This window comes from Kribbella voronezhensis (assembly GCF_004365175.1).
GTDB lineage: Bacteria > Actinomycetota > Actinomycetes > Propionibacteriales > Kribbellaceae > Kribbella > Kribbella voronezhensis.
This window is the reverse complement of record NZ_SOCE01000001.1, coordinates 3,121,229-3,146,360: the sequence shown is the minus strand read 5'-3', so window position 1 is coordinate 3,146,360 and position 25,132 is coordinate 3,121,229. Positions and strand designations below refer to the sequence as shown.

The window sequence follows — 25,132 nt, the reverse complement described above, 5'->3', positions numbered from 1 at the left end:
GGAGCGTCACCAACCGTGGTCGATGCCGCGGGCGGGGGACCGGACGGCTCAGAGGCTGCTCGGCGCAGTCATCCTCATCATCCAGTAGCTGGCCGGGATGTGGGTGACGTCGTTGATGACCTCGCCCTCCACCTGGCCGAACGACTGCAGCGCGAGCTTCTCGAACCCGGCCGGATCGCGAACGTACTCGCCGCGGTCGTTCTCCGACATCCACCGCGAGATCCGGCCCTGGCTCGGCTCGAAGCAGGTGTCCACGCTGACCACCCGGCCGCCGGGACTCAGCACGCTCGCGGCCAGGTTGAGCAGGTCCGTGCACTGCTCGTCCGACAGGTGGTGCAGCAGGCCGAGCAGCAGCACGACGTCGATCTGCGGCAGCGACCGGGCCGCGGCCTCGTCGAAGATGCCGCAGTGGAAGCTGGCGTTCTCGCCGCCGAAGTGCTGGGTGGCCCAGTCGATGTACGGCGCGTCGGTGTCGAAGCCGTGGTACTTCAGCGGCTGGGGCAGCCGCGGGAAGTAGTACGCCGGGCCGCAGCCGATGTCCAGGACGGTTTCGCCCGCCTTGACCTCGTCGATGCAGCGGTACCGCAACTTGTCGGCACCGACGACGCGCTGCAACAGGACGTAAGCAGGCACGTGCCTGAGCAGGCCTTTCAGCCCCTCCATGGGTATCTCCTCGCTCGGGGAATTGACAATGCTCCAGCGTGGCGACTCGCTAAGTCAAACGAGCCCGCTCAGTTCTTCAGTTGGTAGATGACGACCGGCCCTCGGGTGAATCTGCGGGTGGCGAGCCGGTCGAGAGTGTGCTCGGCGACCTTGCCGGTCCGCTTGTCCGCGAAGATCCAGCGGACGCCGTGATCGCGGTACAGGCCGGCCAGCAGCTCAGGCGTCGGCGCCGTGAGTGTCTTCGTCGTCAGCGCGACCCGGTCCGGCCAGGGCGACGGCAGGTAACTGGAGGCGACGTTGTCCTTGCCCTGGTTGGCGAGCGACTGCTGCGTGTAGGCCCAGCCCTCGATCAGCGTTCGGCGCCCGCCGATACCGCTGACCAGGTAGCCACGCGCGTCACAGCCGCGGCGACCTGCTTGTCCCATGCAGGCGGTGTTCGTCACGACGACGTCGTCCTGTCCGGCCTTACGGTCCAGCCACAAGGCGGCCTGGACCTCGTCCGTGCTGAACCACGGTCTCGCCGGCTCCGGGATCGGACTGGCCTTCCCGCTGACGGCGTCCACCGCGGTGCGGTAGTCCGACCGTGGCCGGCTCGGCAGTGCGAGGCCGACCGCGACGCACAGCAGCAGCGCCAGGCCGACGCCGCGCAGCGGCCGGTGGACGGTCCGGAGTACGAGCCAGCCGATCAGCCCGACGGCCAGTGCACCGGCAAGCCACAGCATCGGTTCGGTCGCCGCCCGCGTGAAGTCGGCCGGGGAGAGAGGCTTGCCGTCGATGTTGCCGACAGCCCGGATCACCACAGCGAGCACTGCTCCGGCCAGTAGGCCACCAGCGATGACCGCTCGGCGGGCCGGACGGCGGCGTCCGGCGACCGCGCCGTGGATCACGTAGCCGGCGGCAACCGCGGCGAAGGGCAGGCCGCTGCCGAGGAAGTAGAACTGACCGAGGCCTGGGTGGTCGACCGCCACGAATCCGAGCATGGAGGCGATCAGTGTTCCGACCAGCCACCACTGCGCCGCATCGGTACGGACCCGGCGCTGGACCAGCCCGACGAAGGCCACGACCACCACGATCCTGCTCAGCACAACGGAGATCACGAACGCGATCGCCCAGTTCAGCGTCTCCGGGGTGGGATCGCTGAGTCCTTGGATGATCCAGCCACCAGGCGGCGCGATCGGCCCGGAGCCGGTCAGAGTGGCGTACCCCGGGAAGATCCTCAGGAAGCCGAACAGGCGGATCGGCGTACCCGCGGTGCTGCCCGAAACCGTCGCACTCGCCGCCAGCGTCACGAAGGCCAGTGCGGCGCCCAAGGCGACGGTCGGCCAAGGGATGCGCCTGTTGCGCACCAGCAGGAACAGCGCGGCCAGACCGGTCCCGCCGAGCAGCAGCGGCACTGCGGTGGGCTTGGAGCCGGCGCAGGCGCAGACGACCAGGAGCACGAGCACCCACGACCGCCGTGGGGCACCGCGGTAGAGGACGCCGATCACTAGCGCCGCTGCGCCGACGGTGAGCGTCGTACCGAAGGACTGCGAAGGGCTCAGGAAGACCAGGGGTGAGCCGCCGACGCCGCCGGCGAACTTCCAGATCGTGATCCGCTGGACGATCGTCGTCAGCGCGACCGCGAACGGCGCGGTCCACCAGGCGCCGCTGACCTGGCGCGCGAGGGCAGCCACCGCCAGGACGAGCCCGATGATGATCGGGGCGAACCACAGCCTGAACAGCACGAGGCGGGCGTCGATCCCGGTGATCTGGGCGGCCGCGGCCAAGTGGGCGTCGGCGAACCAGTGGTACTGCATCGTCTCGCCCGCCACCTGCGGGATCTGCGGCGGGACGGAGCGGCCCAGCTCGTGCACGATCGAAAGGTGCCAGAGCAGGTCCTGGTAGGGGTTGCCACCGGCCTTCGGGACCGGCGAGGTGCTGACTGATCCGCCGTAGTACAGGAGCAGGGTGGCCGACAGCAGGAGCGCCAGCGTGACCGCCCAGGCGAGCGGGAGTCGCGGTGCGTTCTGCGCCCGCCAGCAGCGCCACAACCGCGGTACGGCGGCGAAGACGACCACGAGCGCCGCGGGCCACACGATCAGCCACTGCTGGATCCCGGCGGCCGTGAACAGGGCCCAGCCGAGGAGCTCGAAGGACAGGCCCACGACGATGCCGATGCCGATGTCTTCCGGCCACGTCCGTCTGCCTGGCCCGAAAGCCCGCAACAGCAGCACTCCGGGCAGCGTCACACAGCCCGCGAAGTAGGCGGTGTAGCGGACGATGTCGCCTTTGCCTACCCCTGTGCCTTCCAGGACCCAGTACAGGGTCGCCGCGGGGATCAGCCAGATGAGCGTACTGACGACCTGCGGCCACCTGGACCGGCGAGATTCGTCCGCCGGCGGGACCGACCTGGGTGCCTCGTCCACGAGGACGCCGGAGCTGCGAGAACTGTCCGTCATGACACGCGCTGCCGACCGAGCTCCCGCGCGGTGGAGGCGATCCCGGCGGCGAGAGTCGAGCGGGCGTAGCAGTCGAGTTCCGGCCAGCGCACCGACCGCAACCGGATGTCGCGCGGCTGGACCGACGCCAGTGGCGAGGAACCGAGCACGATCCGGGGCCGGCGGCGGAACACCCGCCTCGACTCGGCGATCAACGCCCCGATCGAGGTACCGCGTCCGGAAGCGAGCACCTTCACCACCACCGGGTCCGCGGCCGCCCGGGCGACCCGACGTACGTCCTCCAGTCCGGCGGTGACCATGGCGGCGCAGTCGGTCACGAGCAGGTAGTCGCGCAAGGTGTCCAGGGGGACGTAGATGGACAGTGGCTGCCCGGTGAGATGGGCCTTGCAGAGGTGGGAGACCAGGCCTTGCGGCTTGTTCACGTTCTGGCCGGGGCCGTAGAGGTTCGCGATGCGGCCGATGAACGCCGGCATCCCGGTCGCCCGGGACAGCTCACTCAGCTCCTGCTCCATCGCCAGCTTCAACTGCCCGTACGGCGCGAGCGGTCGTGGCTCGCTGTCCTCGGTGAACGGCGGGCGGTCGCTGGACCCGGCGTACAGGCCTCCGGCGGAGGATGCGAGGAAGAAGGCACCCCTGGCGCCGAGGTCCTGCTGGTCGGCCAGGTGCCGGAGGAACCGGGAGTAGGTCTCGCCCTCTTCCTTGAGGACCTCCGGGGAGCTGGCGACGACGCCGGCACCGGCGCACCACGCGATGTTCCACTCGCCACCGCCGGAGCGGGCGAGCAGCTCGGCGAAGCCGTCCCGCAGCGCAGCCGCAGAGGCGTCGCGGTCCTGCCACGGGATGTGAACCGTCACGACCTCATGACCGCGGTCCCGCAACCGGCGCACCAGCTGCCGGCCGAGCAGGCCGCCGGCGCCGACGACCCAGGTGACGGTCGCTGCGGTCATTGCCTCGTTTCCCGCCGACGACCCAGCGGCCCCTGGGCGGGATCGGAGACGATCAGGTAGAGCGGCTTGCCCATCGCCATGTTCACCGCGACCCCGAGGTACTCGGCGACGACGCCCAGGGAGAACAGGATCGCTCCCGTACTGAGCAGCACGACGACCATGGTCGAGGTCCAGCCCCGGAGCAGGTCGGCACCGAAGAGCTGGTTGCCGATCAGTACCAGCGCGACCAGCAGCCCGAACAAGGCGGTCAGCGCGCCGACGACACTGACCACGCGGAGCAGCCGGGTGCCGCTGGTGAGCACCATCCGCCAGAAGTGGGACGTGAGGCTGCGCAGGTTGTAGCCGGACGGGCGGTCGGCCTCGCCGCGCAGCTCCACCGGGCAGGTCGCGACCTCGCCGGCGACCCAGCTGAGCGCGACGTCGAGGTAGACGCCGGGCCCGGAGTACGCCGCGACGCTGCGGCCGACCTCGCCGAGCACCAGCCGGAAGCTGTGGAACACCGAGGTGCCCCGGCTGCCGAGCACGGTCTCGATGAAGGTCTTCGCGATCTTGGACGCCAGGTTGCGCAGCGGGCCGTGCGGCGCCGGGTTGCTCGGCTTGGCGTAGACGACGGTGGCCCGCTGGGCGAGCGCGGTGTCGACCATCGCGCCGAGGAAGCCCGGGTCGTACTGACCGTCCTCGTCGATGGTGAGGATCCAGTCGCCGCCCGACGAGGCCATCCCGGCCAGCGTCGCGGCATGCTGGCCGAAGTTCCGGCTCAGCCAGACCGGATGCACGAACTCGTACTTCGCCGCCAGCTCGCGGATCACCCGGGCCGAGTCGTCCGGACCGTGGTCGTGCACCAGGACGACCTCGGCCACCCTGACCCGGTGGCCGCCCTGGGTCACGAACTCGTCGTGCAGCGGCACTATCTCCTCGAGGAGCCCGGGCAGGCTGTGCTCGCCCCTGTACACCGGAACCACGACGGATACGTCGTGTGCAGGAACCTGATCGTGGCCGTCGACGTCACTCACCTGCCGGACTATAGCCCTCGGCGGTGGCGCGGCGAGAACGCCGAGCCCGCGAGGTCGCTCAGTAGGGCTTCCGTGCCGCCACCACGACCGACGAGCCGAACGGCAGGTCGCGGGAGCGCAGCACCCACCGATCGAGGTCCGCGAGTCCGAGCAGTGCCTTCTCCACCGCCGGCGGCACGTGCGGCAGGCCCGGTACGGCGTCCGGATCCAGCGTCGCGACGTCGCGGCCGCGCTCCTGCAGCCGGGTACGCAGCCGGTTCGCCGCGAACATCGGGAAGGTCGAACCGAAGATGTGGGTCGCCCGCAGGATCTCGAAACCGCTCGCCCGCAGGGCCCGGGTCGCGCGGGCGCGGGTGTACCGGCGGAAGTGGTGGTTGTGCTCGTCGAAGTGGGTCCAGGCCCACTGGTAGGCGGGCACCGACATCAGGAAGCGCCCACCGGGAGACAGCACGCGGAACACTTCGGCGAGCGCCTGCTCCTCGGGCTCGCAGTGCTCGATCACGTCGAACGCGGCGACCACGTCGAACACCTCGTCGCCGAACGGCAGCTCGAGCGCCGAGCCGCAGACCCCGCCGGGTCCGAGCCCGCGCGGGTCGACGTCCAGCGCGACCTGCTTACCGTGTCCGCGCAGCCAGGACACGCTGGGGCCGTCGGCGCTGCCGACGTCCAGCAGCCGGCGGGGCTCCCCGACGTGCTCGCTCAGCACGGTCTCCAGCAGTTGGGCGCGGGCGCGGTACCACCAGTAGTCAGGGCTCTGGATCGACGGCGATCCGGCTTCGGTCATTGGCACACCCTACTGAGATCGGGGCCGAGGAGCACGACGAGGTCACCCGAAACCCGGCCTCTGCCGGTACTGCGGGTCCGTGGCCGGGGCCGCGAACTGCGCCGCCGGGAGAGGTCCGTCGTGCTCCAATGGGTCGGTGCGCACGCAGGGGAGCGATCAGGCGTGACGGCGATCGAAGCGGAGCCCGCCGTTGCCGCGAGTCCCCGTGCGTCCGGTCCGGCTGGTCTTCGCCGGTTGCTTCCGTGGCTGCTCCCGGTTGCCGCGGGCGTGGGTGGACTGCTCGCGATCGACGTGCCACTGGCGGCGATCGCGACGTACAGCGGCTATTTCGTCTCTTGCGTGGTCCTGCCCGGCGTACTGCTGCTTCGCGGTGCCTGGCGGAGCACTGGAAACTGGGCTGAGGACTTCGGCCTGGGTGCTGCGGTCGGGGCGGCGTACCAGCTGCTGGGCTGGGCGATCTTCACGGCGGTGGGGCTGCAGTCTTGGTTGGTCGCGTGGCCGGTGCTCGTGCTGGTCGTCTTCGCGGCGGTGCCCCAGTTGCGGCGCTGCTGGCGGATCGCGGCGCCGGCGCCGCTCCCGGTGGCCTGGTCCTGGGGCGTGGCGAGCTGTGCCACGGTGCTGATCCTCGTCACCACTTTCAACGTGCTGGCCGATCACCAGCCGCCGCCGAGCGGTACGTCGTACTACCAGGACCTGCTGTTTCATCTGTCGCTGGTGCACGAGGTGATGCGGTCGGTGCCGCCGCAGCTACCGCAGGCGGCCGGCGACCCGCTGCAGTACCACTGGTTCGCCGATGCTGACATGGCGAGCGCCGTGGACATCACCCGGCTTTCACCGGCTCTGGTGCTGTTCCGCCTCTGGCTGTTGCCGCAGGCGGTTGTCGTGCTGCTTGTGTCCGCTGCGCTGGCGCGGCAGGTCAGCAAGGTGTGGTGGACCGGTGTGCTGGCCGCAGTGGTGGTGCTGCCGACCGGCTCCGCAAGTCTGCTCAGCCCTTCACTGACCTTCAGCATCGTCACCGGGACCGCGGCGGCGATCTTCGTCGTCGACGCGGTGTTCCGTCGCAGTGGTGGTCGTGGTGCCTGGGTGCTCGCCGCCGCACTGGCGATCGTCGCCGGGGGATCGAAGCCGTCGATGCTGCCGATCCTGGCCGGCGGCGTCGGTCTGGCCGCGCTGTTCGTACTGATCCGGGAGCGGAAGCTGCCCTGGCGGTCGGTCGTCGCCTGCCTGGTCCTGGCGGTGGCGATGCTCGCCACCTTGCTCTTCGTTGCGGGACCGAGCGGATCGGGATTCCAGCTCTTCGCGATCGCCAGGTTCCAGCCGGCGTATGCGGACATCACCGGCGACTTGTCGGTGCCGGGCACCGGGGGGCTGGTCCCGTCGTGGATGACCTCGGGTGACTCGACGGCGATCAGCGGGGTCGCCGTACTGCTGGGACTGATCTTGTTGTCGTCGGCCGGACTGCTGACCGGCTTCGGCCTGCTGTTCGTCCGGTCGACCAGGCGTGATCCGGTCGCCTGGCTACTGGCCGGAACCCTCGCGAGCGCTTGGATCGGCCTGTTGGTGGCGAACCATCCAGCCGCCGGCCAGCAGTACTTCCTGCGCAGTGTGGTGCCGTTCGCGGCCGCGGCGGCGGCTTGGCTGGTGGCCGTCGCGTTCGAAGGCCGCAGCGGCAGGACGATCCTGCTGGTCAGCACGGCTGCACTGCTGCTCGGCGTCGTGTTCTTCCTGGTCACACAGCCCGCCAAGCTGCGCTCCGAGGATTCCAGAGCGGCTCAGGTCGACGCGCTGGCCCGGCCACTGCTGCTGGCCGCCGTACTGACCGTGCTGCTTGTTTGCGGGTGGCTGCTCAGTAGGCGCCGCTGGGCGAAGCAGCCAGGACTCGGCTCGGCTGTGCCCGTCCTCGTGGCGATCGCAGTGTCTCTGGTGGGCATGGCCAAGTATTCGTACTCCGCCTTTCGAGCGGATGGGACGTACCGCGCGGTCAGCGGGCAGGTCCATCCCGACGAGCAGGGCGCCGCAGTGTGGCTCGGCGCGAACTCCGATCCGGCCGACGTGGTGGTCACCGGCACCTGGTGCCAGCCGCCCGGAGCACGGCAGTCCGGTTGCGATGCGCGGGGGTACCTCGTCACTGGGATCGCCGGTCGCCGGACCCTGATGGAGGGCTGGGCCTACACCCAGCAGGCGCTGGAGCTGAGTGGAGTCGGCGGCAAGAGGTACGCGTACCAGGACTCGCCGTGGCCCGACCGGGTCCAGCTCACCGAACAGATCCTGACGGCGCCGACCGCGCAGTTGCTGACGGAGGTTCGTCACCAGTACGGCGTGCGCTGGATCTACGCTGACGGCTGGGACGGACCGACGTCCGCGAAGCTGGACGAGTTGGCCGTACTGCGTTACCAGGAGGGTGAAGTCAAAATCTACGAGCTCGGTGCAGGCTGATGGCGACGGTCACTCCGCACGAGCAGGCGCGCGCCCTGCCCCTTGAGCCCCCGCAGCCGGTTGCCCGGGTTCGACGGTGGTTCCTGTCGTTGCTGCCCTGGCTGTTCCCCGCCGCGGCCTCCGTGGCCGGGCTGCTGATCATCGACGTGCCGCTCGGAGCGATCGTCCGGTACGGCATCTACTTCGGGGTGTGCGTGGCGCTGCCGGGCATCCTGCTCATGCGGGCCCTGTGGCGCAGTACCGGGAACTGGGCCGAGGATGTCGGCCTAGGGGCCGCTGTCGGGATCGCCTACCAGCTTGGCGGCTGGGCTCTCTTCACCTGGCTCGGCCTGCAGCAGTTCCTGGTCGTCTGGCCTTTGCTGGTCCTGCTGGCTTTCGCCCTGGTGCCGAGGCTGCGGCAGCACTGGCTGATAGCCGAGCCCGAGCCGTTGCCGGTGGCCTGGTCCTGGGGCCTGTCGGTCTGCCTGACGTTGCTCGCGCTGGCGACCACGCTGGGCGTGATGGCGGATCATGCGCCACCACCGCACGGCATCGCGTACTACCCCGACGGGCTCTACCACCTGTCGATGGTGAACGAACTGCTCCGAAGCGTTCCGCCGCAACTGCCCCAGGTGGCAGGTGAGGCGCTGGAGTACCACTGGTTCCCCAATGCCGACATGGCGGGCGCCGTCGACATCACCAGGCTCTCGTCGATCCTGGTGATGTACCGGTTGTGGCTGCTGCCGGTGACGTTCGCCGGTCTGCTGGCCGGAGCCGCCCTGGCTCGTCAGGTCAGCAAGGCCTGGTGGACCGGCGTGCTGGCTGCCCTGGCCTTCGTCGTACCGCAACTGGGCTTCTTCGTACCGGCCTGGCCTCAGGTGGACCTGGTCGGCCCGGCCGGTCTGATGACTCCGTCGCAGACCTTGGCGACGTTGGTTCTCAGCGCGGCGGCGTACTTCGTCGTCGTCGCCCTCTACCGCGGTGGCGCCAGAGGTGTCTGGGTGCTGGCTGTGGCGGCAGCGGTCGTCGGTGGTGGTTCGAAGCCGACCGTGCTGCCGATCCTGATCGGTGGCGTCGGTCTGTCGGCCTTGTTCCTGCTGCTGAAGGAACGCCGGATCCCGTGGCGGGCCGTCGCGATCGGTGGACTGCTGGTCGCGATCACCGTCTGGACGATGCTCACCGTGGCCGGGAGCACGAGCGGGTCCGGGATCCAGTTGTTCGCGATCGCCAAGTTCCAGCCCGGCTATCGAGGAGCGACCGGCGACGCTTCGCTGGCCGGTACCGGCGGCCTGGTACTCCGGTCCCTCACCGGGGACCACGTGGCGGTGGCAGGGGCCCTGGTGATCCTGGCCGGGTTCGCGCTCGCGCACGCGGGGCTGCTGGCCGGATTCGGTCTGATCGGGGTCCGCGCGCTGCGGCAGAACCCCGTCGCGTGGTTCTTGGCCGGAGGACTGACCGCCTCGTGGCTCGGCGTGAGCTTGGTGAACCATCCCTCTGCGAGTCAGTACTACTTCCTGCGCTCCGGTCTGCCGTTCGCGGCCGCAGCGCTCGGCTGGCTGATCGCAGTCGGCGTCCGGGGCCGCAGCCGGCGCACGATCCTTCGTACCGGCCTGGCCGGGCTCGGGACCGGTACTGCGATCGCGGTGTGCGCAGGGCTGGTCAGGAAGAACGCCACCGGGTTCCGCACCGCCCAGATCGAGGTGCTGGCGCGTCCCATCCTGGTGACTGTGCTGCTCGCCGTACTGGTGCTGGTCGGCTGGCTGTCGGCTCGCCGTCGGTCCGGTCTCACCGGCCTGGGCATGGCCTTCGCGATGCTTGCTGTGATCGGACTGCCGATCGGCACGGTCGCCACGGATGCGTGGCGAGTCCGCCACCTGCACGGCTCAGGTCACTTCGTATCGGCGGGCTGGCGGGTCTACCCCGACGAGCTCGCCGCAGCGCGCTGGCTGGCAAGGAACTCCGCGCCGGACGACGTCGTGCTCGCCAACACCTACTGCCGTCCTGCTGGTCCGCAGCGACCCGGGTGCGATGCCCGGGGGTTCATCGTGAGCGGCATCGCCGGCCGGCGCGTCCTGCTGGACGGCTGGGCCTACACGCAGCAGGGGATGGCGAACAACGGGGTGAACGGCATCAAGTACTTCTTCCAGCCCTCGCCCTGGCCGGATCGGGTCGAGCTCACCCGCCAGGCCCTGACCGCTCCGACCCCGCAACTGCTCGACCGCCTACGCTCGCAGTACGGCGTGCGCTGGATCTACGCGGACCTTCGGGACGGGCCCGTCTCGGCGACCCTGGGCCAGCTGGCCGTACTGCGGCATCGGGAGTCCCAGGTGTTGGTCTACGAGCTCCCCGGACGGTGAAAAACCCGAACTGGTCTGGATCAGTGACGTGGCACAAATAACACAAACAGGGGTTGACTGCTATAACTCTCTGGTGACAGTGACCGTTCCGAAACGCACGATGGACATCAAGGAGTTCCCGCTCTTCCTGGCGGCGGCCTCCGAGTTCTGGCAGCGGAACGTGCTCCCGGACTCCGAGCGGGTGATCCTGGTCGAGGCGATGAGCCAGGACCTCCGGGTGACGCTGCGCAACCTGACCGTGGCGAACGCGCTGCGCCGGTTCGTCCCCGCCAGGCTGGTCGTCTTCACCGGCGCGGACGACGACTGGCACGACATCCTCTGGACGTTCTTCGAGAGCGACGCGCTGTCGGCGATCTCGAACGCGTACGGCGCCGTCGACGTGATCGACATCCACGACCTGGTCGACAGCAGGATCGGCAATCCGGACCCCGGCGCCTTGCACGTGGCCGGCCAGGACCTGCCGGTCACCGGGTCGGGGATCGATCCGGACGTGCTGGCCGAGATCGTCCGGGCGACGGTCTGCCGGGTGCTCAAGACTCCGCGGGTGACCGACGAGATCCGGGCCGGCGCGAAGTACGCGCAGGTCCAGGAGCGCAGCGCGGAGTTCTCCAACGTGTACGACGCCCTGTTCGCCGGGCTCGATCCGGTCGCGCTGATCACCAGTCACGTCGACTACAACCTGTGGGGCCTGGCGGTCGAGTCGGCCGGCCGTTTCAACGTGCCGACCGTGCACGTCCAGAGCACCGGCAGCCTGAAGGCGTACGCGCTCTTCCCGGAGACCAAGCGCGGTGCGCCGACCTTCCGGGCCGAGCTCACCCACCAGATCGCCGACTTCTTCGAGTCCTACGTCTGGCCGAACCGCGACCAGTTGCGCAACAGTGCGGAGCTGACCGCCTCGCGGGTGAAGGGCACCTGGGGCAAGCCGTCGTGGTGGCGGGGCGGCTCGATCTCGGCGATCGAGTTGCAGACGCCCGAGGACCGGCTCTCGGTCCGCGAGCACGCACTGGCCAGGTACGGCTTCGATCCGGACAAGCCGGTGATCGCGGTGTACAACCACGCCGTCTCCGACGCCCTCAACACCAACGTCGAGTGCTTCGAGGACCTCGGCGCCTGGTACGAGGCGACGGCCGACTTCGCGGCCAAGCGCGACGACGTCAACTGGTTGTTCATCGACCACCCGAGCCAGCACCTCTACGACTCGACCGGCTTCTTCGACAACCTCAAGGACAAGCACGCCGGTACGCCGCTGGTCTTCCTGCCCAGCCTCGAGATGAGCAAGAACGTGATGTGGAGCCTGGTCGATCTGGGTGTCACCGTGCGCGGCAGCATCAGCACCGAGCTGCCGGCGTACGGCATCGCCGCGATCCAGGCCGGCTGGTCGGAGTGGAGCCATTGCGGCTTCACCATCCTGGCCGAGGACGCCGACGACTACTGGGTCAAGCTGGACGAATCGATCGAGAGTCTGCTGGCCGGGCGGCGGCTGGTGACCGACGAGCAGATCGAGCGGGCGCGGCTCTGGGCCTGGTTCTACCGCAGCGGAGCGGACGTCTCGACACCGCTCGTGCAGCACTGGGAGATGGGCCGGATGGAGTTCCTGATGGTTGCCCTGCGGGTGGCCATGCAGCACATCGAGGCCGATGCCGACCCGGCCTTCACCGCCGTGCGCAGGATGTGGGTCCGCAAGGATCCGTTCCTGACCCGGACCGATCTGACCTTGTCGGCCGAGGAGTTCGCGATGGCACTGGGCGGGGTGAACGAGCTGTGAAGGTCTTCACCACACCGCATTTCCAGACCGCGTTCGACTCCGTGCCGCAGCCGCTCGCGGTGCCCGGCGTGCTGACTTCCGGGCGGCCGAGCGACCTGATGCTGATCGACTGCATGTCTCGCGGCGTCGCCGTGATCGGCCGCTTCGTCGCCTCGCCGGCCCTGCTCGGCGCCAAGGTCGCCCCGAGTGGCCGGCCCGTCCGGGTGACCGCGCACTTCAGCTTCGACGGGATGGCCCTGGGCTGGTGGCAGGAGCACGTCCCGTTGGACGTGTCGACGCGGGAGACCGGTCTGCCGCGCCTGCTGCTGGTTCGTTCGCAGGGCAGGACCCGCGGTGCCGTGCTGCTGAACCGGCAGGGAGCGGCTTCGGGAGTCGCCGACGGGGTGGTCACCTTCGACCTCCGCCCCGACGAGTTGAGCAGTGCGGGGTTGTTCGTCCTGGAGGTGGTCAGCGTCGACCACGGCCGGCCGTCGTGGGCTCCGGCCGCTTCGGTCGGAGCGGTCGGCGTTCTGGTGAAGCGGGTCGAGTTCACCGAGGTGGACGGCGAACAGACAGCCGGTCTCGTCTCGACCGGCAACGTCCCGGCCGAGACCGACAGCACCTTGCCGATCCACAGCGGGTACTTCGTGGCCAATCCCGGCAGCGGCCCGCGGCGCTGGATCGCCCGGGCGACCCTGATCGAACCGCCGCCCCAGCCCGAGCCGGAACCCGAGCCCCAACCACTTCCTCCGCCGGTGCCGCGGCGCCCGGGGGCCGCCCGCCTGCTGAAGCGCAGGGTCAAGCGTGCGGCCCGCTGGGTCGTCCCGGTCGCCGCGGTTCCGGTGGCGAGGAGGACGAGCAGGCGTGCGGCCGCTCTCAAGCGCAGGATCGTGCGCGCCGCCAAGGGCCGACCGGTCGCACCGCCGCCCCCGCCCCCACCGCCCGCGCCAGTGGTTCCGCCCGGCCCGCCGCCGAACCCGCTCGCCGAGGCGATGGCAGACCTGGTCAGCAGGAACGTCGTCCAGGTGGAGCTGGCCGGTCTCGAAGCCGGTCCGGTGCCGGGTGTGCAGGTGCGGGCGCAGCAGGGCACCGAGATCGAGATCGTCACCGACGGACCGCTGACGGTTCCGGCGCTGGTTCGGCTGACGGTCGACCCGTCAGGGCTGAGCGAGGTGCCTGACATCGCCGAAGGCGCGACGGTGCGCTGGGACCTCGTCGTACGGGCCGGGTCCTGACTGTTCGCGACTACCGGCCACGGCTCGGTGACGACGGTGACGACAACGGCGAGTTGCTTCGCCGCCTGCTGACCGAGTCCGAGCCGGGACGGTTGCTCCTGCCTGCCGGTTCCTATCCGATCACCGGCGGTCTCGTGCTCACCGACTCGTGGACCCTGTCGGGCTCCGGTACGACGTTGTGCCGGGCGCAGGCCGAGTCGGCGCCGCTGATCCACGTCCTCGGCTCCGACGTCACCGTCACCGACCTGACCCTCCAGCTCCCCGACGCCTCACCCGGTCCGCACGACGGAGCGGAATGGACCGCCGTCACGATCGGCCGGTACTTCTATGCCGAGCAGCCGGAGTGGATCGAGCGGATCGCCGTACGGCGGCTGGTCGTCCGGCGCCCCGGCCGCTGTGCGGCCAACAACCTCACCCTCATCGGCGCGGTCCGGGAAGTGCGCTTGTCGGATCTCGAGGTACACGGCGGCGGTACGGCGTTCATCGCGCACTGGGGTGCCGTCGGCGCCGGAGTCAGCGACATCACCGGGCATTCGCTGCACCCGCATCATTTCCAGGTCGACGGGCTCCGGGTGTACGACGCTTTCGAGGCTTTCTGTCTCAGCTCGGTGCACGACGTCGAGGTCCGTGACGTGCGCTGCGAACGGGTGGAGATCGGCTTCAGGTTGCTGCCCGGCGACAACACCGACCGGTACCGCGAGGAAGGTGCCGGGCGCGGGATCAATCACGGGTTGTCGATCCGCGACTGTGCCATCGGCTGGTGCGGTGATCTCTACGCGATCCGGGTCGCGGGCTGGGGCCGGAGCGAGGTCGACGGAGCCGTCAGCACCCGCCCGTTCGTCGACCTCGATCTTCGCGACGTGACGGTCGAGCCGCTGCCGGTCGAGGTCGGCAACCCGCCGCCGCGCCGAGGGCGCCGGCCGATCGTGGTCGAGGACGCCGGATCGGTGGATGTCGGTGGAGTCCGGGTGCTGCCCGCGTGAGCGCTGCTGCGGTTACGGAAGCTCGTAGATCAGCGCGTCGGACGCCTTGAAACGAAGCGTCGCCAGCGTGTCGAGCTTGGCCGTTTCGACCACGGTCTGCGCGGGATCGGCGTAGAGCCAGCGGACGCCGTACTTGACCTTCAGGAGCCGCAGGTTGTCGCGGGTCGGGGTGATGAACGCGCGGTCGTTGTCCTCGAGTTTCTGCTGGTCCCAGAACGGCAGGCCGTTCGGACTCATCCCGGTGTCCGCGACGAGTTCGTTGATGGTGTTGGTGTAGCCCCAGCCTTCGACCAGCACGTGGCGTTCGCTCAGGGCGGCGATCCAGAAGTGCCGGGAGTCGCAGCCGGTGGTGTTCTTCATCGTGCAGTGCGCGTTGGTGGCGATCAGTTCGCCGGGCGCGGTGTGGTCGCGCAGCCACAGGGCGGCTGTGGTCTGGGTCGCCGACGGGCCGAGTTTGAAGTCGTCGGACAGCGGAGGCAGGTCGGTGCGGTGATAGGAGGCCATCGCCTGCAGGGGCAGGAAGAGCCCGGCGCCCATCCCCGCCAGGACGAAGGATGCTGTCGCCACTCTGGTCGGCCGCCCTCGCCGCTTGGCGACCTTCCACAGGACGGTCACCAGGATCGCGACCGCGAGCAGGAAGGTGATGGTCCAGACCCACGGGGCGATCAGCCCGGTGAGCCTGCCGTCCGGCGTCCGGAACGGTTTGCCGTCGCCCGGGTGGGCCTTCACGATCGCCCGGGCCGCGGCGGTCGCTCCGATCCCGCCGAGCAGCGAGACGAACACGAGCACGCCCGATCGCCGGTCGGCGAACCAGAACACCAGCATCCACGCGCCCGCGGCGGCGAGCGCGGCGATGATCGGCACCGCGGTGCGGTGGAAGTAGAGCTGGCTGGTGCCCGGCTGGTCGGTCAGTACCAGCCCGCCGAAGCCGGCGATCGCGATGCCGACCAGGAAGATCATCCCCGGATCGCGGAACCAGCGGGCCGCCGTACCGAGCAGCACCAGCAGGCCGGCCGAGCCGAGCAGCAGGCCGAGGCACAAGGTGATGCCGCCGATCCACATCGCCGCGTGGTCGAATCCGCCGCCGTCCACCGGCTTGGCGACCAGCGGATAGAGGCCGACCTTCGCGAAGGTGACCCAGGGCCGGACCGCGAGGCCGGACGATTTGTTGCCGAAGACAACGAAGATGGCGGCCACGAAGATCCCGCCGAGCACGATCGCGATCAGCAGGGCGCCCTTGGCGAAGCGGCCGTAGAGCAGCCGGATGAACACCACCAGCCCGAGCCCGCAGATGATCATCGGCAGCACGGTCGCCTTCGAACCCGACGCGGCCGCGGCGATCACGACGAAGAGGACCCAGGTGGCGGGCCCGCTTCTCCCGCGCAGCAGATCGACACCGATCAGGGCCAGCAAAGTGATCAGGGCGCCGCCGAGGTTCTGTGTCGGGCTGCCCCAGTAGTAGCTGATCAGACTCTCTGCCGGCAGCCGCACGGCCGGGTACGCATCGACGGTGCCGGCGATACCGGCGACGGCGATGGCGAGCGGGCCCGCCCAGCGAGAGCCTGGTGCGATCCGATCGGTGAGCGCGTAGATCAGCGCACAGCCGGCCAGCAGGAGGGGGATCCAGCCGATGTTGTAGATCAGGTCGGTCAGGTCGACCCCGGTGGCCCAGGAGGTGGCGGCGGTGAACTGGTGCCAGAAGTAGTGGTAGTCCATCCGCTCGCCGTTGACGTACGGCGCTTGCAGCGGTACGTCGTACTTCGCGCTCGCGGCCAGCGCCTGGTGGAAGGCCATGTCCGGCACGTGGGAGCGGGCATCGGTGTACGGCGCGGGAGCCAGCACGCGGTACCGCCCGATGGCGTAGAGCGGCAGCGCCAGCGTGGTGGCGACCAACCAGGCGGTCAAGGGTGAGACGGGCCGCTCGACGCGCTGCAGGCAGCGTCGTCGCCAGCTCGGCACGACGGTCACCAGGATGATCACGGGCGCCGCCCACAGCCAGGCCCACCGCTGGCCGCCGAGCGGGGCAACGCCCAAATAGACCAGGATCAGCAGGGACACGCCGACCAGCGATCCGGCCGCGAAGTCCTCGATCAGGTTGTGCCGGAACGGGCTGGCCAGGCGCCACAGCAGCGTGCCGGGCAGGGTGATCCCGAAGACCCAGAAACGCAGCAGCGCGACGATGTCGTGGCTGGACGAGTGACCGGCCATCAACCAGATCGTCAACCAGGCCAGGGCGATCCCGGCCGCCGCCTTCACCGCACCGGCGCCGACGGCCCGCCAGGGCAACAGACCGAGCAGCGACGGGACGGTCCGGCTGACCTCACGCTCCGCAGTAGCGAGGCTACTGGCGGTGTCATTGGTCATCGTCGGCACCACCAGAGGGTAGCGGGATCCCCAGGTGAGCCGGGCCGGGTAACCTCGCCGGAGGAGGGCTTCTCGATGCAAACCACTCGGCCCGTGCTGTCCGTCGTCGTACCAATGTACGACGAGGAGGACGTGCTGCCGATCTTCCTCGAGCGGATGCATCCGCTGCTGGACGGTCTCGGGCTCGGCTACGAGCTGGTGGTGGTCGACGACGGGAGCCGCGACCGGACCGCCGCACTGCTCACCAGCGCGAGCGCGGACTGGCCGGAGCTCCGCTTGGTCCGGCTGCTGCGCAACAGCGGGCACCAGGCCGCCCTGTCGGCCGGCTTCCAGCTGGCTCGCGGTGAGTACCTGGTCACCATCGACGCCGACCTGCAGGATCCGCCCGAGGTGATCGCCGAGCTGCTCGCCACGGCCCGGAAGGACGACGTCGATGTCGTGTACGGCGTACGCTCCGACCGCTCCAGTGACAGCTGGGCGAAGCGGACCACCGCGCGGCTCTACTACCGGCTGATGTGCCGGCTGGTCGGCCGGGATCTGCCGTTCGACGCGGGTGACTTCCGGCTCGTCTCCCGGCGCGTGGTGGACGCAGTGAACCAGCTACCCGAGGACGGCCGGGTCTTCCGGCTGGTGATCCCGTGGCTGGGCTTCCCGAGTGCGGAGGTGAAGTACGTCCGGGCGGAGCGGGCTGCCGGCAGTACGAAGTACACGGTGTCCAAGATGTTCCGGCTGGCCTTCGACAGCCTGACCGCGTTCTCAGCGGCGCCACTGCGGCTCGCGACCTGGCTCGGGCTACTCGGGGGATTGCTGTCGGTGGGGGTCGTGCTGGCGGCGCTGGCGATCAAGCTGACCGGCCGGAGCATTCCCGGCTGGACCTCCACGGTGCTGGCTGTCGGGACGATCGGTGCGCTTCAGTTGCTCTGCCTCGGCCTGCTGGGGGAGTACGTGGCCCGCCTGTTCCAGGCCAGCCAGCGGCGGCCGCAGTTCATGATCGGCTACGACAGCCTCGAGGACCCCGGTCACCATTCGTACGCCGAAGCCCTCGACGACGCTGCTGCTGAAGCTGTTTCGGACCGCGCTACCGACCACGGGTAGGCTCCTCCACCATGCCCGACCTGTCTCCGATCCCCTTCGTCAAGGCCTTTGTGGCGGGCGACGAACTCGCCTACGTCAACCAGTCCTTCGCCTCGGCCGCGGTGGTCGGGGACGGCCCGTTCACCGCCCGCGCCTCCGAGCTGCTCACGAAGCTGGCCGGTGGCGTCGGGGCGCTGCTGACGCCCTCCTGCACGCACGCGCTGGAGATGACCGCGCTGCTGCTCGACCTGGAGCCCGGCGATGAAGTGATCATGCCGTCGTTCACCTTCGTCTCGACGGCCAACGCGTACGCGCTGCGCGGCGCCGTACCGGTGTTCGTAGATATCCGGCCGGACACGCTGAACCTGGACGAGACGCAGGTCGAGGCCGCGATCACCGACAGGACCAAGGCGATCGTGGTGGTCCACTACGCCGGCGTCGCGGTCGAGATGGACACCGTGCTGGCGATCGCCGACAAGCACGGGCTGACAGTGATCGAGGACAACGCGCACGGTCTGGGCGGCTCGTACAAGGGCCGTCCGCTCGGTTCGCTCGGGCAGATGGCGACGCAGTCCTTCCACGGAACCAAGAACGTGCACTGCGGCGAGGGTGGCGCGTTGGTGCTGAACGACGCCGACCTGCTGCACCGTGCCGAGGTGATCCGGGAGAAGGGCACGAACCGGAGCCAGTTCTTCCGCGGCCAGGTCGACAAGTACCGCTGGATCGACATCGGCTCCAGCTATCTGCTGGCCGACCCGCTCGCTGCGTTCCTGACCGCCCAGCTGGAGCTGTTCGAAGAGATCCAGGCACCGCGGCTGACGATGTGGCAGCGTTACCACGACAAGCTCCCCGAGTGGGCCCAAGCGAACGGTGTCGGCCTGCCGACAGTCCCTGCTGACTGCGTGCACCCGGCGCACATGTACTACGTGGTGATGCCCTCCCATGAGCACCAGCTCGGGCTGATCGCGCACCTGCGCGAGCGCAACATCACCGCGGCGTTCCACTACGTGCCGCTGCACTCGGCTCCGGCCGGGAAGAAGTACGGCCGGGTCGGTCCGGGCGGCTGCGACGTCACCGAGGACCTCAGCAGCCGGCTGGTGCGACTCCCGCTGTTCAGCCAGCTCACCGAGACAGAACAGGACCGCGTGCTCGACGGCCTGTTCTCGTACCCGCTCTGATGGGCTGGTACGACGCGCTCGAGGCGGGCGAGCTGATCACCGCGCCTTCGGCGTACGAATCGAAGCGGTTCGGGGTCTCGGTCGACCGGGTCACCGTCTCGGCCTCGGCCGGAACCCAGTTGGCCGAGGTGCTCACAGCGGTGGACAAGTCGACGGCCGACGTCGTCGTACTGCGTTATCCGGCTCGCGAAGTGCAGTGGTTCGCCGCGCTCGCCAGTGGGCCGCGGACCGCCTTGCTGGCCGACAGCCTGGTCTACTGGTCGCTCCCGGTCGGCAAAGGCCGCCGCCCGGCTCCACTGGCGGGGTTCAACGCCGGGCTGGAGCGGGCGATCGACGACGACCTGGTGGACGACCTGGTCGGCGACATCTTCGGTGACTACGGCAATCACTACTGCGCGAATCCCTTGTTCGACAGGGCATTGGCCCTCGCGGGCTACCAGGAGTGGGCGCGACGCAGCATCGCCGACGAGGGTGCGGTCGTACTGCGTGGTCCGGACCACCGGGTGCTCGCACTGGCGACCGTCGACCAGCAGGAGTCCTGGACCGAGATCGAGCTCGCGGGCGTAGTACCGGCCGAACAGGGTCGCGGACGCTACGGGCACCTGCTGGCCGCGGTCGAGGACGCGAGTACGTCGCGCCGGCTGGTGATCTCCACCCAGGGGCAGAACACCGGGGTGCAGCGGGCCTGGGCGAGGTACGGCTTCGAACCCGTGCACACGCTGCTGACTGTCCATCTCGTGACGCCCGGATTGCTGTCCGGTGAACCGGAAGCGGCCGGTCGCGAAGGGTGATGCACAGGTCGGTGACGGTCCTGCCCGGTGCTAACATGACCGCGAGATCTTTGGTCGCCGCCCGGCCTCTGGTTGCTCCGGAGCGAGCGTGCCGCAGCAGCATCGGGTCCGGCGTGATGCCGACCGGGATGTCGATGCTGACCGAACTGCCGACTGAGCCGAGGAGAACGCCGTTGTGACGCCGCGGCTGAGTGTCGTTGTGCCTTTCTACAACGTCCGCGACTACATCGGGGAGTGTCTGGACTCGATCGCCCGGCAGACGTGGACCGATTTCGAGGCGATCCTGGTCGACGACGGATCCCCCGACGACAGTGCCGCCATCGCCAAGGAGTTCTGCGGCCGCGATCCCCGGTTCCGGATCGTGACGCAGGAGAACCAGGGCCTCGGCCCGGCCCGCAACACCGGGGTCCGGCACGCCGACGGGGAGTACATCACCTTCGTCGACAGCGACGACCTGGTCACCCGGCACGGCTTCGAGAAGCTGATCCGGACCCTGGACACGACCGGTTCGTCGTTCGCCGGCGGTAACGCGCGGCGGTTCAACAACTCCTCCGGTGTCCGGCCGTCGTGGATCCACCGGCTGCCGTTCGCCAAGGACCGGCTGGCCACGCACGTGATCGAGACGCCGGACCTGATCCTGGACCGGATGGTCTGGAACAAGGTCTACCGGCGGTCGTTCTGGGACGAGTACGGCTACGAGTTCCCCGCGATCCGCTACGAGGACTACCCCGTCACGCTGAAGGCGCACCTGGACGCCGTCACCGTGGACGCGCTGGCCGTGCCGGTCTACTACTGGCGCGAGCGCGAGTCCGGTGAGTCGATCACCCAGCAGAAGTTCCAGTTCGGCAACCTCGAGGACCGGGTCAGGTCCGCCGAGATGGTGATGGACCTGGTGGAGAACGCGATCGGCGAGGTGCGGCCGCGGGTGCACGCGCACTTCACCCAGATCGACATGCTCACGCTGATGATGGCGTTCGGCGCCGCACCGCCCGAAGAAGAGCAGAACCTGATCAAGCTGGCCCGGCGGCTGCTGGACCGGCTGGACGAGAAGGTGCTCGAGCGGGCCCACAGCTACGACCGGCTGCAGCACTCCGCGCTGCGCGCCGGTGACGTCGACCTGCTCCGCCGGCTGGCGAATTTCCGCAACGACGGCGGGCTGCGCGGCGGTGCCCGCGCGCTGGCGCGTCCGCGCCGCTCCTGGCAGTTCGAGCACAACTACCCGGGCGTCCACGATCAGAACAGCTCGGTGCCGCGGGAGCTCTACCGGCTGCCGATGAAGGACCTGACGCTGGCGACCAGCGTGACCGAGGTGGCCTGGCAGGGCAGCGAGCTGTCCGTGAAGGGCACCGCCGAGATCCGGCACCTGGAGACCAAGACGTCGTCCAGCCTGCGGATCGCGCTCGTCATCGCCGGCGCCGAAACCCCCCTGGCCGTACGCCGGTACGACGCGACCGACACGCACGGCGACCCCGCGCTCGTCGGGTTCGAGGTCCGCCTCGACAAGGCCTTGCTGGGCCAGCTCAAGGACACCGCGGCCCCGGCGCACTTCGTCGTACGGATGCGCTCCGGACGGTTGCGGCGGCACGGCAAGCTGCGTGGCCAGCGGCCCGGCAGCCCTGGCTGGCCGCCGGGCGCGTGGATCGACGCCAAGAGCTGGATCCAGCCCGGTCCCGGCGCGGACGGCGCGTTCGTGCTGCGCCGGATGGTCGACCCGTGCCGGCTCACCTCGGTGGAGCAGACCGCCGACGCGCTGGTGCTGCACGGCCGCGTCCCGGCCGACCTGACGGACCCCAAGCTGCAGGTCACCAGGCCGTTGGCCGGTCAGGACCAGTCGGTGCCGCTCACGCTGTCCGGCGACGGCCGCGACTTCTCCGCCCGGATCCCGATCCGGCCGATCATCGAGGACACCAACCCCGACGACCCGTTCACCCAGCGGACCACCTGGGCGTTCCGGCTGGTCGGCACCGGTGGCGAGGACCGGCTGCTGCTGTGGACCGCTCCGGAGCGGGCCGCCAGCCATACCGAGCAGGGCCGGCTGGTGACGCTGACCCGCTCCACCGGCGGTTACGTGAACCTGCACGAGTCGCCGTTCCGGCTGGCCGCCGACCGGGCCGAAGAGGTTGCCGGGAGCAACGGACCGGAACTCCGGATCACCGGGGCCGCCCTCGACGGCGAGGCGGCGTACTCGTTCTGCTGGCGGCGCTACCTGGACGACAACGACGAGCACGAGGACATCGAGTGCCGTCGGACGGTGGCCGACGGTGTCTGGACCGCCTCGGTCGGGTTGACCGAGCTGGTCCCGGCCGAGGTCACCGTCAGTTCGGCCGACCCGCTGGCCAGCCTGGCGGACTGGATCCTGTTCGCGACCGCGCCCGACGGGTCGTCGCACGCGGTCCAGTGCGAGCCGTTCCTGTCCAGCCGGTTGCCGATCGAGCTCGAGCAGGACGGCCACACCGCCGCGTTGCGCCCGCACGCCGGCACTCTCCACGTCGAGGTCCGCTGATGCATCACCACAACCACTACTACGGCCAGGCGCACATCCTCGCCAGGTACGCCGGTCTGGACGACGAGTACCCGCCCCGTCTGCGCGGCTACCTGCAGCACGGCTGGAACATCGCCGACGGCTGGAACCCGGTGCACGAGTTCTACGACGGCGCCTGGCGGTTCACCTGGAGCGACGCCCCGCGCCGTCGTGGCCACGCCCTCGGCCGGCGGAACTACCACAGCATCGGCGCCCCCTTCCTGTACCTGCAGGAGCTGGAGCCCGACCTCGGCGTGGTGCCGGAGGAGGAGCGGGAAGGAACGCTCTGGTTCCTCTTCCACGGCTGGGAGGGCGGCAAGATCCAGGGCGACCACAAGCGCCTGATCGACGAGATCCGCGAGACCGAGCCCGGCCCGGTCACGTTCAGCCTGTACTACACCGAGTACGACCGGCCCGAGGTGCGCAAGTCCTACGAGGACGCGGGCTTCCGGGTGGTCTCGTTCGGCCGTCGCGGGTTCTCCTACGAGGGCACGGATCCGCGCTTCCTGTACAAGCAGCTGGCCGAGCTGCGCAAGCACAAGCGGGTGGCCGCGAACCGGCTGTCCACCGCCATCTTCTACGGCATCGCCGCCGGCTGCGAGCCGGCCGTGTACGGCGACCCGATGGAGATGGAGGGCGAGAACCCGCTGTTCGGCGGGCAGAGCCGGATCGCCAGGCTGTGGCCTGAGATGCTCGGCAAGGAGATCGACCTGGCCGCCGCCCGCGCGACCACCGACCTCGAGCTCGGCGTCCCATGGATGATGCCGGCCGAGGAACTGCGCATGTTGTTCGATTGGAGAGAGCGTGTCTGACAACCAGCTGGCCGTCGATGTGGTCCGCGGCGAGATGCAGCCGTGGAGCGACTACAGCGGCAAGCGGGGGGCCGTCCAGGGACCGGTACTGCGCGCGCTCCTGTCCGACGTACTGCCCGACGGGGGACGCACGCTGATCCTCGGTCCGCACGCCGCCGACCTGGTCGAGGCGGTGGTCGCCAAGGCTGCCGAGACGACTGTGCTGGTCCGGTCCGTCTCCGACGCCACTGAGCTCACTGAGCAGTTCGGTCAGGTGCAGGTGATCGCCGGCGCCCTGGACGGGCTGGTCGGCGACGACCGGGCGCCCTTCGACGTAGTGGTTGCCGCTGACGGACTGGACCGCGTCCTCGGGTACGACAGCGACGACCTGAGCTGGACGCAGCGGCTGGACGCACTGGCCGCAGTGGCCGCTCCCGGCGCCGTGGTGGTGCTCGGGCTGGAGAACGAGTTCTCCCTGACCAACCTGCTGGACCGGCGGCCCGCGGACGAGCGGCACGGCGACGACGAGTGGCGCCCGCTGCACGACGACCCGACGCGCCCGGTCTCCACCGACCAGCTCGCTGCTGAGCTGTCGCGGGTCGGCCTCGGCATCGCGGTCTCGTACGCCGCTTTCTCGGTCGAAGAGACGCCATTCGCGCTGGTGGGTGCGGAGGTCGCTGCCGCTGCTCGCCCGGGGCAGCTGCCCGCGCGGCTCGCCGTGGAGGCCCTGGAGGCGTCGGCCGCCGTAGTACCGCTGCTGGCTCCGATTGCTGAGGGTGCGGAGTCTGCTGCTCGCGCTGGGCTCCTCGGAGCTACGCCCAGCGGCTGGATCGCGGTCACCGGAGGCGCTGACGGCCACAGTGTCTACGCGAAGACGCCCGGGCACACCGCAGTACTGACTGCGGACGCTGTCGAGGCCGGCTGGGCTGTTGCGGTGGATGCTGCACCTGCTGAGGCTGAAGGGTTGCTGCAGTTCGACGCGGCGGCTGTGCCTGCTTCGGTGCCGGGTGGCGTCACTGCCGAGACCCTGCTGTTCCGTCTTGCCGCGGCCGAGGACGTGCCCGGCTTCCGCGACCTCGCGGCGCGGTTGGGGGACTGGGCCCGCTCGCAGACCGGTTCGCGGACGCTGCTGCGCTGGGACGACGTGGTCGTCGACGGCGACAGCTTCGCGTTCGGCGTCTCGCCCTGGCAGACCGTGGCCGAAGAGAGCGACAAGGATCTGCTGGCAGCGGCCTGGGCGCGGTTCCACGACCGGCTGATCGGCGGCCACCGCCGGCACCCGTGGCCGCCGTGGATGGTCGGCGACGACCTCGTCTCGGCCTGGGTCGCGATGTCCGGTATCGAGGCACCGAAGCCCGTCCCGGCCACCGCCGCGGACACTCCGTCCGCCTCGGTCGCACACGTTGCCCGTGGCAAGGAGCTGGCCGCGGCGCTGGCCGGCGTCCTGGGTATTCCGGCGGATGCCTCGCAGACCCCGGACGTCCGGACGGCGCTGGTGGAGGCCGAGCGGGCGAAGCAGGAGTCGTTCGAACTGGCCGGGCAGATCTTCGGCCTGGAGCGGACCCTCGGCTTCCGCGACAAGGCGCTGAAGACGCGGGAGACCCGGATCCGCGAGATGCGCACCCAGGTGCAGAAGGCCAACGCGGAGCGCACCCGGCTGCGCAACTCCAAGGCCTATACCGCGGTCAAGCTGATCCGTAAGGCCGCGATGATCCGCAACCCGCGCAAGTTCGCCGGCAAGGTCAAGCGCAAGGTGAACCGCCAGCTCCGCAACAAACTCGGCTGATCCTTCTCAGCCACTGACGCCCGAAGAGCCGATCGGCTCTTCGGGCGT

At 69.7% G+C, this 25,132-nt stretch carries 17 protein-coding genes; 11 read left to right on the top strand and 6 right to left on the bottom strand.

Annotated features, from left to right (window positions below; all coding sequences use genetic code 11):
* Window positions 1-48 precede the first annotated feature (48 nt).
* The 5 genes from EV138_RS14305 to EV138_RS14285 all read right to left on the bottom strand — a co-directional run bounded on the left by EV138_RS14305 (window position 49) and on the right by EV138_RS14285 (window position 5,845).
* On the bottom strand, window positions 49-663 hold the full coding sequence (locus EV138_RS14305; RefSeq protein ID WP_133979442.1) for a class I SAM-dependent methyltransferase: 615 nt from the start codon (window positions 661-663) through the stop codon (window positions 49-51).
* A 68-nt stretch (window positions 664-731) separates the two neighbouring features.
* Window positions 732-3,101, bottom strand: coding sequence for a hypothetical protein (locus EV138_RS14300; RefSeq protein WP_133979441.1), 2,370 nt, complete (start codon window positions 3,099-3,101; stop codon window positions 732-734).
* Window positions 3,098-4,048: an NAD-dependent epimerase/dehydratase family protein gene (locus tag EV138_RS14295; protein ID WP_133979440.1), complete on the bottom strand. Its 951-nt coding sequence runs from the start codon at window positions 4,046-4,048 to the stop codon at window positions 3,098-3,100. Before EV138_RS14295 ends, EV138_RS14300 begins: the two co-directional genes overlap by 4 nt.
* A complete protein-coding gene (locus EV138_RS14290) occupies window positions 4,045-5,061 on the bottom strand; it encodes a glycosyltransferase (RefSeq protein ID WP_133979439.1) in 1,017 nt (338 codons plus the stop codon). Before EV138_RS14290 ends, EV138_RS14295 begins: the two co-directional genes overlap by 4 nt.
* Before the next feature lie 58 nt (window positions 5,062-5,119).
* Window positions 5,120-5,845 carry a class I SAM-dependent methyltransferase gene (locus tag EV138_RS14285; protein ID WP_133979438.1) on the bottom strand — a complete coding sequence of 242 codons (726 nt, stop codon included), beginning with the start codon at window positions 5,843-5,845 and terminating at the stop codon, window positions 5,120-5,122.
* Between the two features lie 162 nt (window positions 5,846-6,007).
* On the opposite strand from EV138_RS14285, the gene EV138_RS14280 reads away from it, so the two are divergent.
* The 5 genes from EV138_RS14280 to EV138_RS14260 all read left to right on the top strand — a co-directional run bounded on the left by EV138_RS14280 (window position 6,008) and on the right by EV138_RS14260 (window position 14,579).
* Window positions 6,008-8,281 (top strand): hypothetical protein, encoded by a 2,274-nt coding sequence (locus EV138_RS14280; protein ID WP_238158134.1) that lies wholly within the window; start codon window positions 6,008-6,010, stop codon window positions 8,279-8,281.
* Window positions 8,281-10,617, top strand: coding sequence for a hypothetical protein (locus tag EV138_RS14275; RefSeq protein WP_238158133.1), 2,337 nt, complete (start codon window positions 8,281-8,283; stop codon window positions 10,615-10,617). Before EV138_RS14280 ends, EV138_RS14275 begins: the two co-directional genes overlap by 1 nt.
* Before the next feature lie 73 nt (window positions 10,618-10,690).
* Window positions 10,691-12,382, top strand: a complete 1,692-nt coding sequence (locus EV138_RS14270) for a hypothetical protein (RefSeq protein ID WP_202866713.1) — start codon at window positions 10,691-10,693, stop codon at window positions 12,380-12,382.
* Window positions 12,379-13,596, top strand: coding sequence for a hypothetical protein (locus EV138_RS14265; protein ID WP_133979437.1), 1,218 nt, complete (start codon window positions 12,379-12,381; stop codon window positions 13,594-13,596). The genes EV138_RS14270 and EV138_RS14265 overlap by 4 nt, the downstream gene beginning before the upstream one ends.
* Before the next feature lie 53 nt (window positions 13,597-13,649).
* A complete protein-coding gene (locus EV138_RS14260; protein ID WP_133979436.1) occupies window positions 13,650-14,579 on the top strand; it encodes a hypothetical protein in 930 nt (309 codons plus the stop codon).
* A 12-nt stretch (window positions 14,580-14,591) separates the two neighbouring features.
* Here the strand turns inward: EV138_RS14260 and EV138_RS14255 are convergent, their stop codons facing one another.
* The gene (locus EV138_RS14255) at window positions 14,592-16,943 is read right to left on the bottom strand and encodes a hypothetical protein (RefSeq protein ID WP_238158132.1); all 2,352 of its coding nucleotides are present in this window, start codon (window positions 16,941-16,943) and stop codon (window positions 14,592-14,594) included.
* 75 nt (window positions 16,944-17,018) lie between these two features.
* Here EV138_RS14255 and EV138_RS14250 point away from each other — a divergent pair, with 75 nt between their 5' ends.
* The 6 genes from EV138_RS14250 to EV138_RS14225 all read left to right on the top strand — a co-directional run bounded on the left by EV138_RS14250 (window position 17,019) and on the right by EV138_RS14225 (window position 25,084).
* Window positions 17,019-18,038, top strand: a complete 1,020-nt coding sequence (locus tag EV138_RS14250; protein WP_133979435.1) for a glycosyltransferase family 2 protein — start codon at window positions 17,019-17,021, stop codon at window positions 18,036-18,038.
* Between the two features lie 11 nt (window positions 18,039-18,049).
* Complete coding sequence (gene rffA / locus EV138_RS14245) at window positions 18,050-19,195, top strand: dTDP-4-amino-4,6-dideoxygalactose transaminase (RefSeq protein ID WP_133979434.1); 1,146 nt, start codon at window positions 18,050-18,052, stop codon at window positions 19,193-19,195.
* The gene (locus EV138_RS14240) at window positions 19,195-19,986 is read left to right on the top strand and encodes an N-acetyltransferase (RefSeq protein ID WP_133979433.1); all 792 of its coding nucleotides are present in this window, start codon (window positions 19,195-19,197) and stop codon (window positions 19,984-19,986) included. The genes rffA and EV138_RS14240 overlap by 1 nt, the downstream gene beginning before the upstream one ends.
* A 175-nt stretch (window positions 19,987-20,161) precedes the next feature.
* On the top strand, window positions 20,162-22,489 hold the full coding sequence (locus tag EV138_RS14235) for a glycosyltransferase family 2 protein (protein WP_133979432.1): 2,328 nt from the start codon (window positions 20,162-20,164) through the stop codon (window positions 22,487-22,489).
* Window positions 22,489-23,319 carry a hypothetical protein gene (locus EV138_RS14230; protein ID WP_133979431.1) on the top strand — a complete coding sequence of 277 codons (831 nt, stop codon included), beginning with the start codon at window positions 22,489-22,491 and terminating at the stop codon, window positions 23,317-23,319. Before EV138_RS14235 ends, EV138_RS14230 begins: the two co-directional genes overlap by 1 nt.
* Window positions 23,312-25,084 (top strand): hypothetical protein, encoded by a 1,773-nt coding sequence (locus tag EV138_RS14225; protein WP_133979430.1) that lies wholly within the window; start codon window positions 23,312-23,314, stop codon window positions 25,082-25,084. The genes EV138_RS14230 and EV138_RS14225 overlap by 8 nt, the downstream gene beginning before the upstream one ends.
* Window positions 25,085-25,132 lie beyond the last annotated feature (48 nt).

What these genes read in the sequence shown, in the direction of transcription:
- rffA (WP_133979434.1), top strand. Translation starts at nt 18,050, where the DNA reads ATGCCCGACCTGTCTCCGATCCCCTTCGTCAAGGCCTTTGTGGCGGGC.
- EV138_RS14285 (WP_133979438.1), bottom strand. Translation starts at nt 5,845, where the DNA reads ATGACCGAAGCCGGATCGCCGTCGATCCAGAGCCCTGACTACTGGTGG.
- EV138_RS14300 (WP_133979441.1), bottom strand. Translation starts at nt 3,101, where the DNA reads ATGACGGACAGTTCTCGCAGCTCCGGCGTCCTCGTGGACGAGGCACCC.
- EV138_RS14275 (WP_238158133.1), top strand. Translation starts at nt 8,281, where the DNA reads ATGGCGACGGTCACTCCGCACGAGCAGGCGCGCGCCCTGCCCCTTGAG.
- EV138_RS14255 (WP_238158132.1), bottom strand. Translation starts at nt 16,943, where the DNA reads ATGACCAATGACACCGCCAGTAGCCTCGCTACTGCGGAGCGTGAGGTC.
- EV138_RS14230 (WP_133979431.1), top strand. Translation starts at nt 22,489, where the DNA reads ATGCATCACCACAACCACTACTACGGCCAGGCGCACATCCTCGCCAGG.
- EV138_RS14295 (WP_133979440.1), bottom strand. Translation starts at nt 4,048, where the DNA reads ATGACCGCAGCGACCGTCACCTGGGTCGTCGGCGCCGGCGGCCTGCTC.
- EV138_RS14240 (WP_133979433.1), top strand. Translation starts at nt 19,195, where the DNA reads ATGGGCTGGTACGACGCGCTCGAGGCGGGCGAGCTGATCACCGCGCCT.
- EV138_RS14250 (WP_133979435.1), top strand. Translation starts at nt 17,019, where the DNA reads ATGCAAACCACTCGGCCCGTGCTGTCCGTCGTCGTACCAATGTACGAC.
- EV138_RS14305 (WP_133979442.1), bottom strand. Translation starts at nt 663, where the DNA reads ATGGAGGGGCTGAAAGGCCTGCTCAGGCACGTGCCTGCTTACGTCCTG.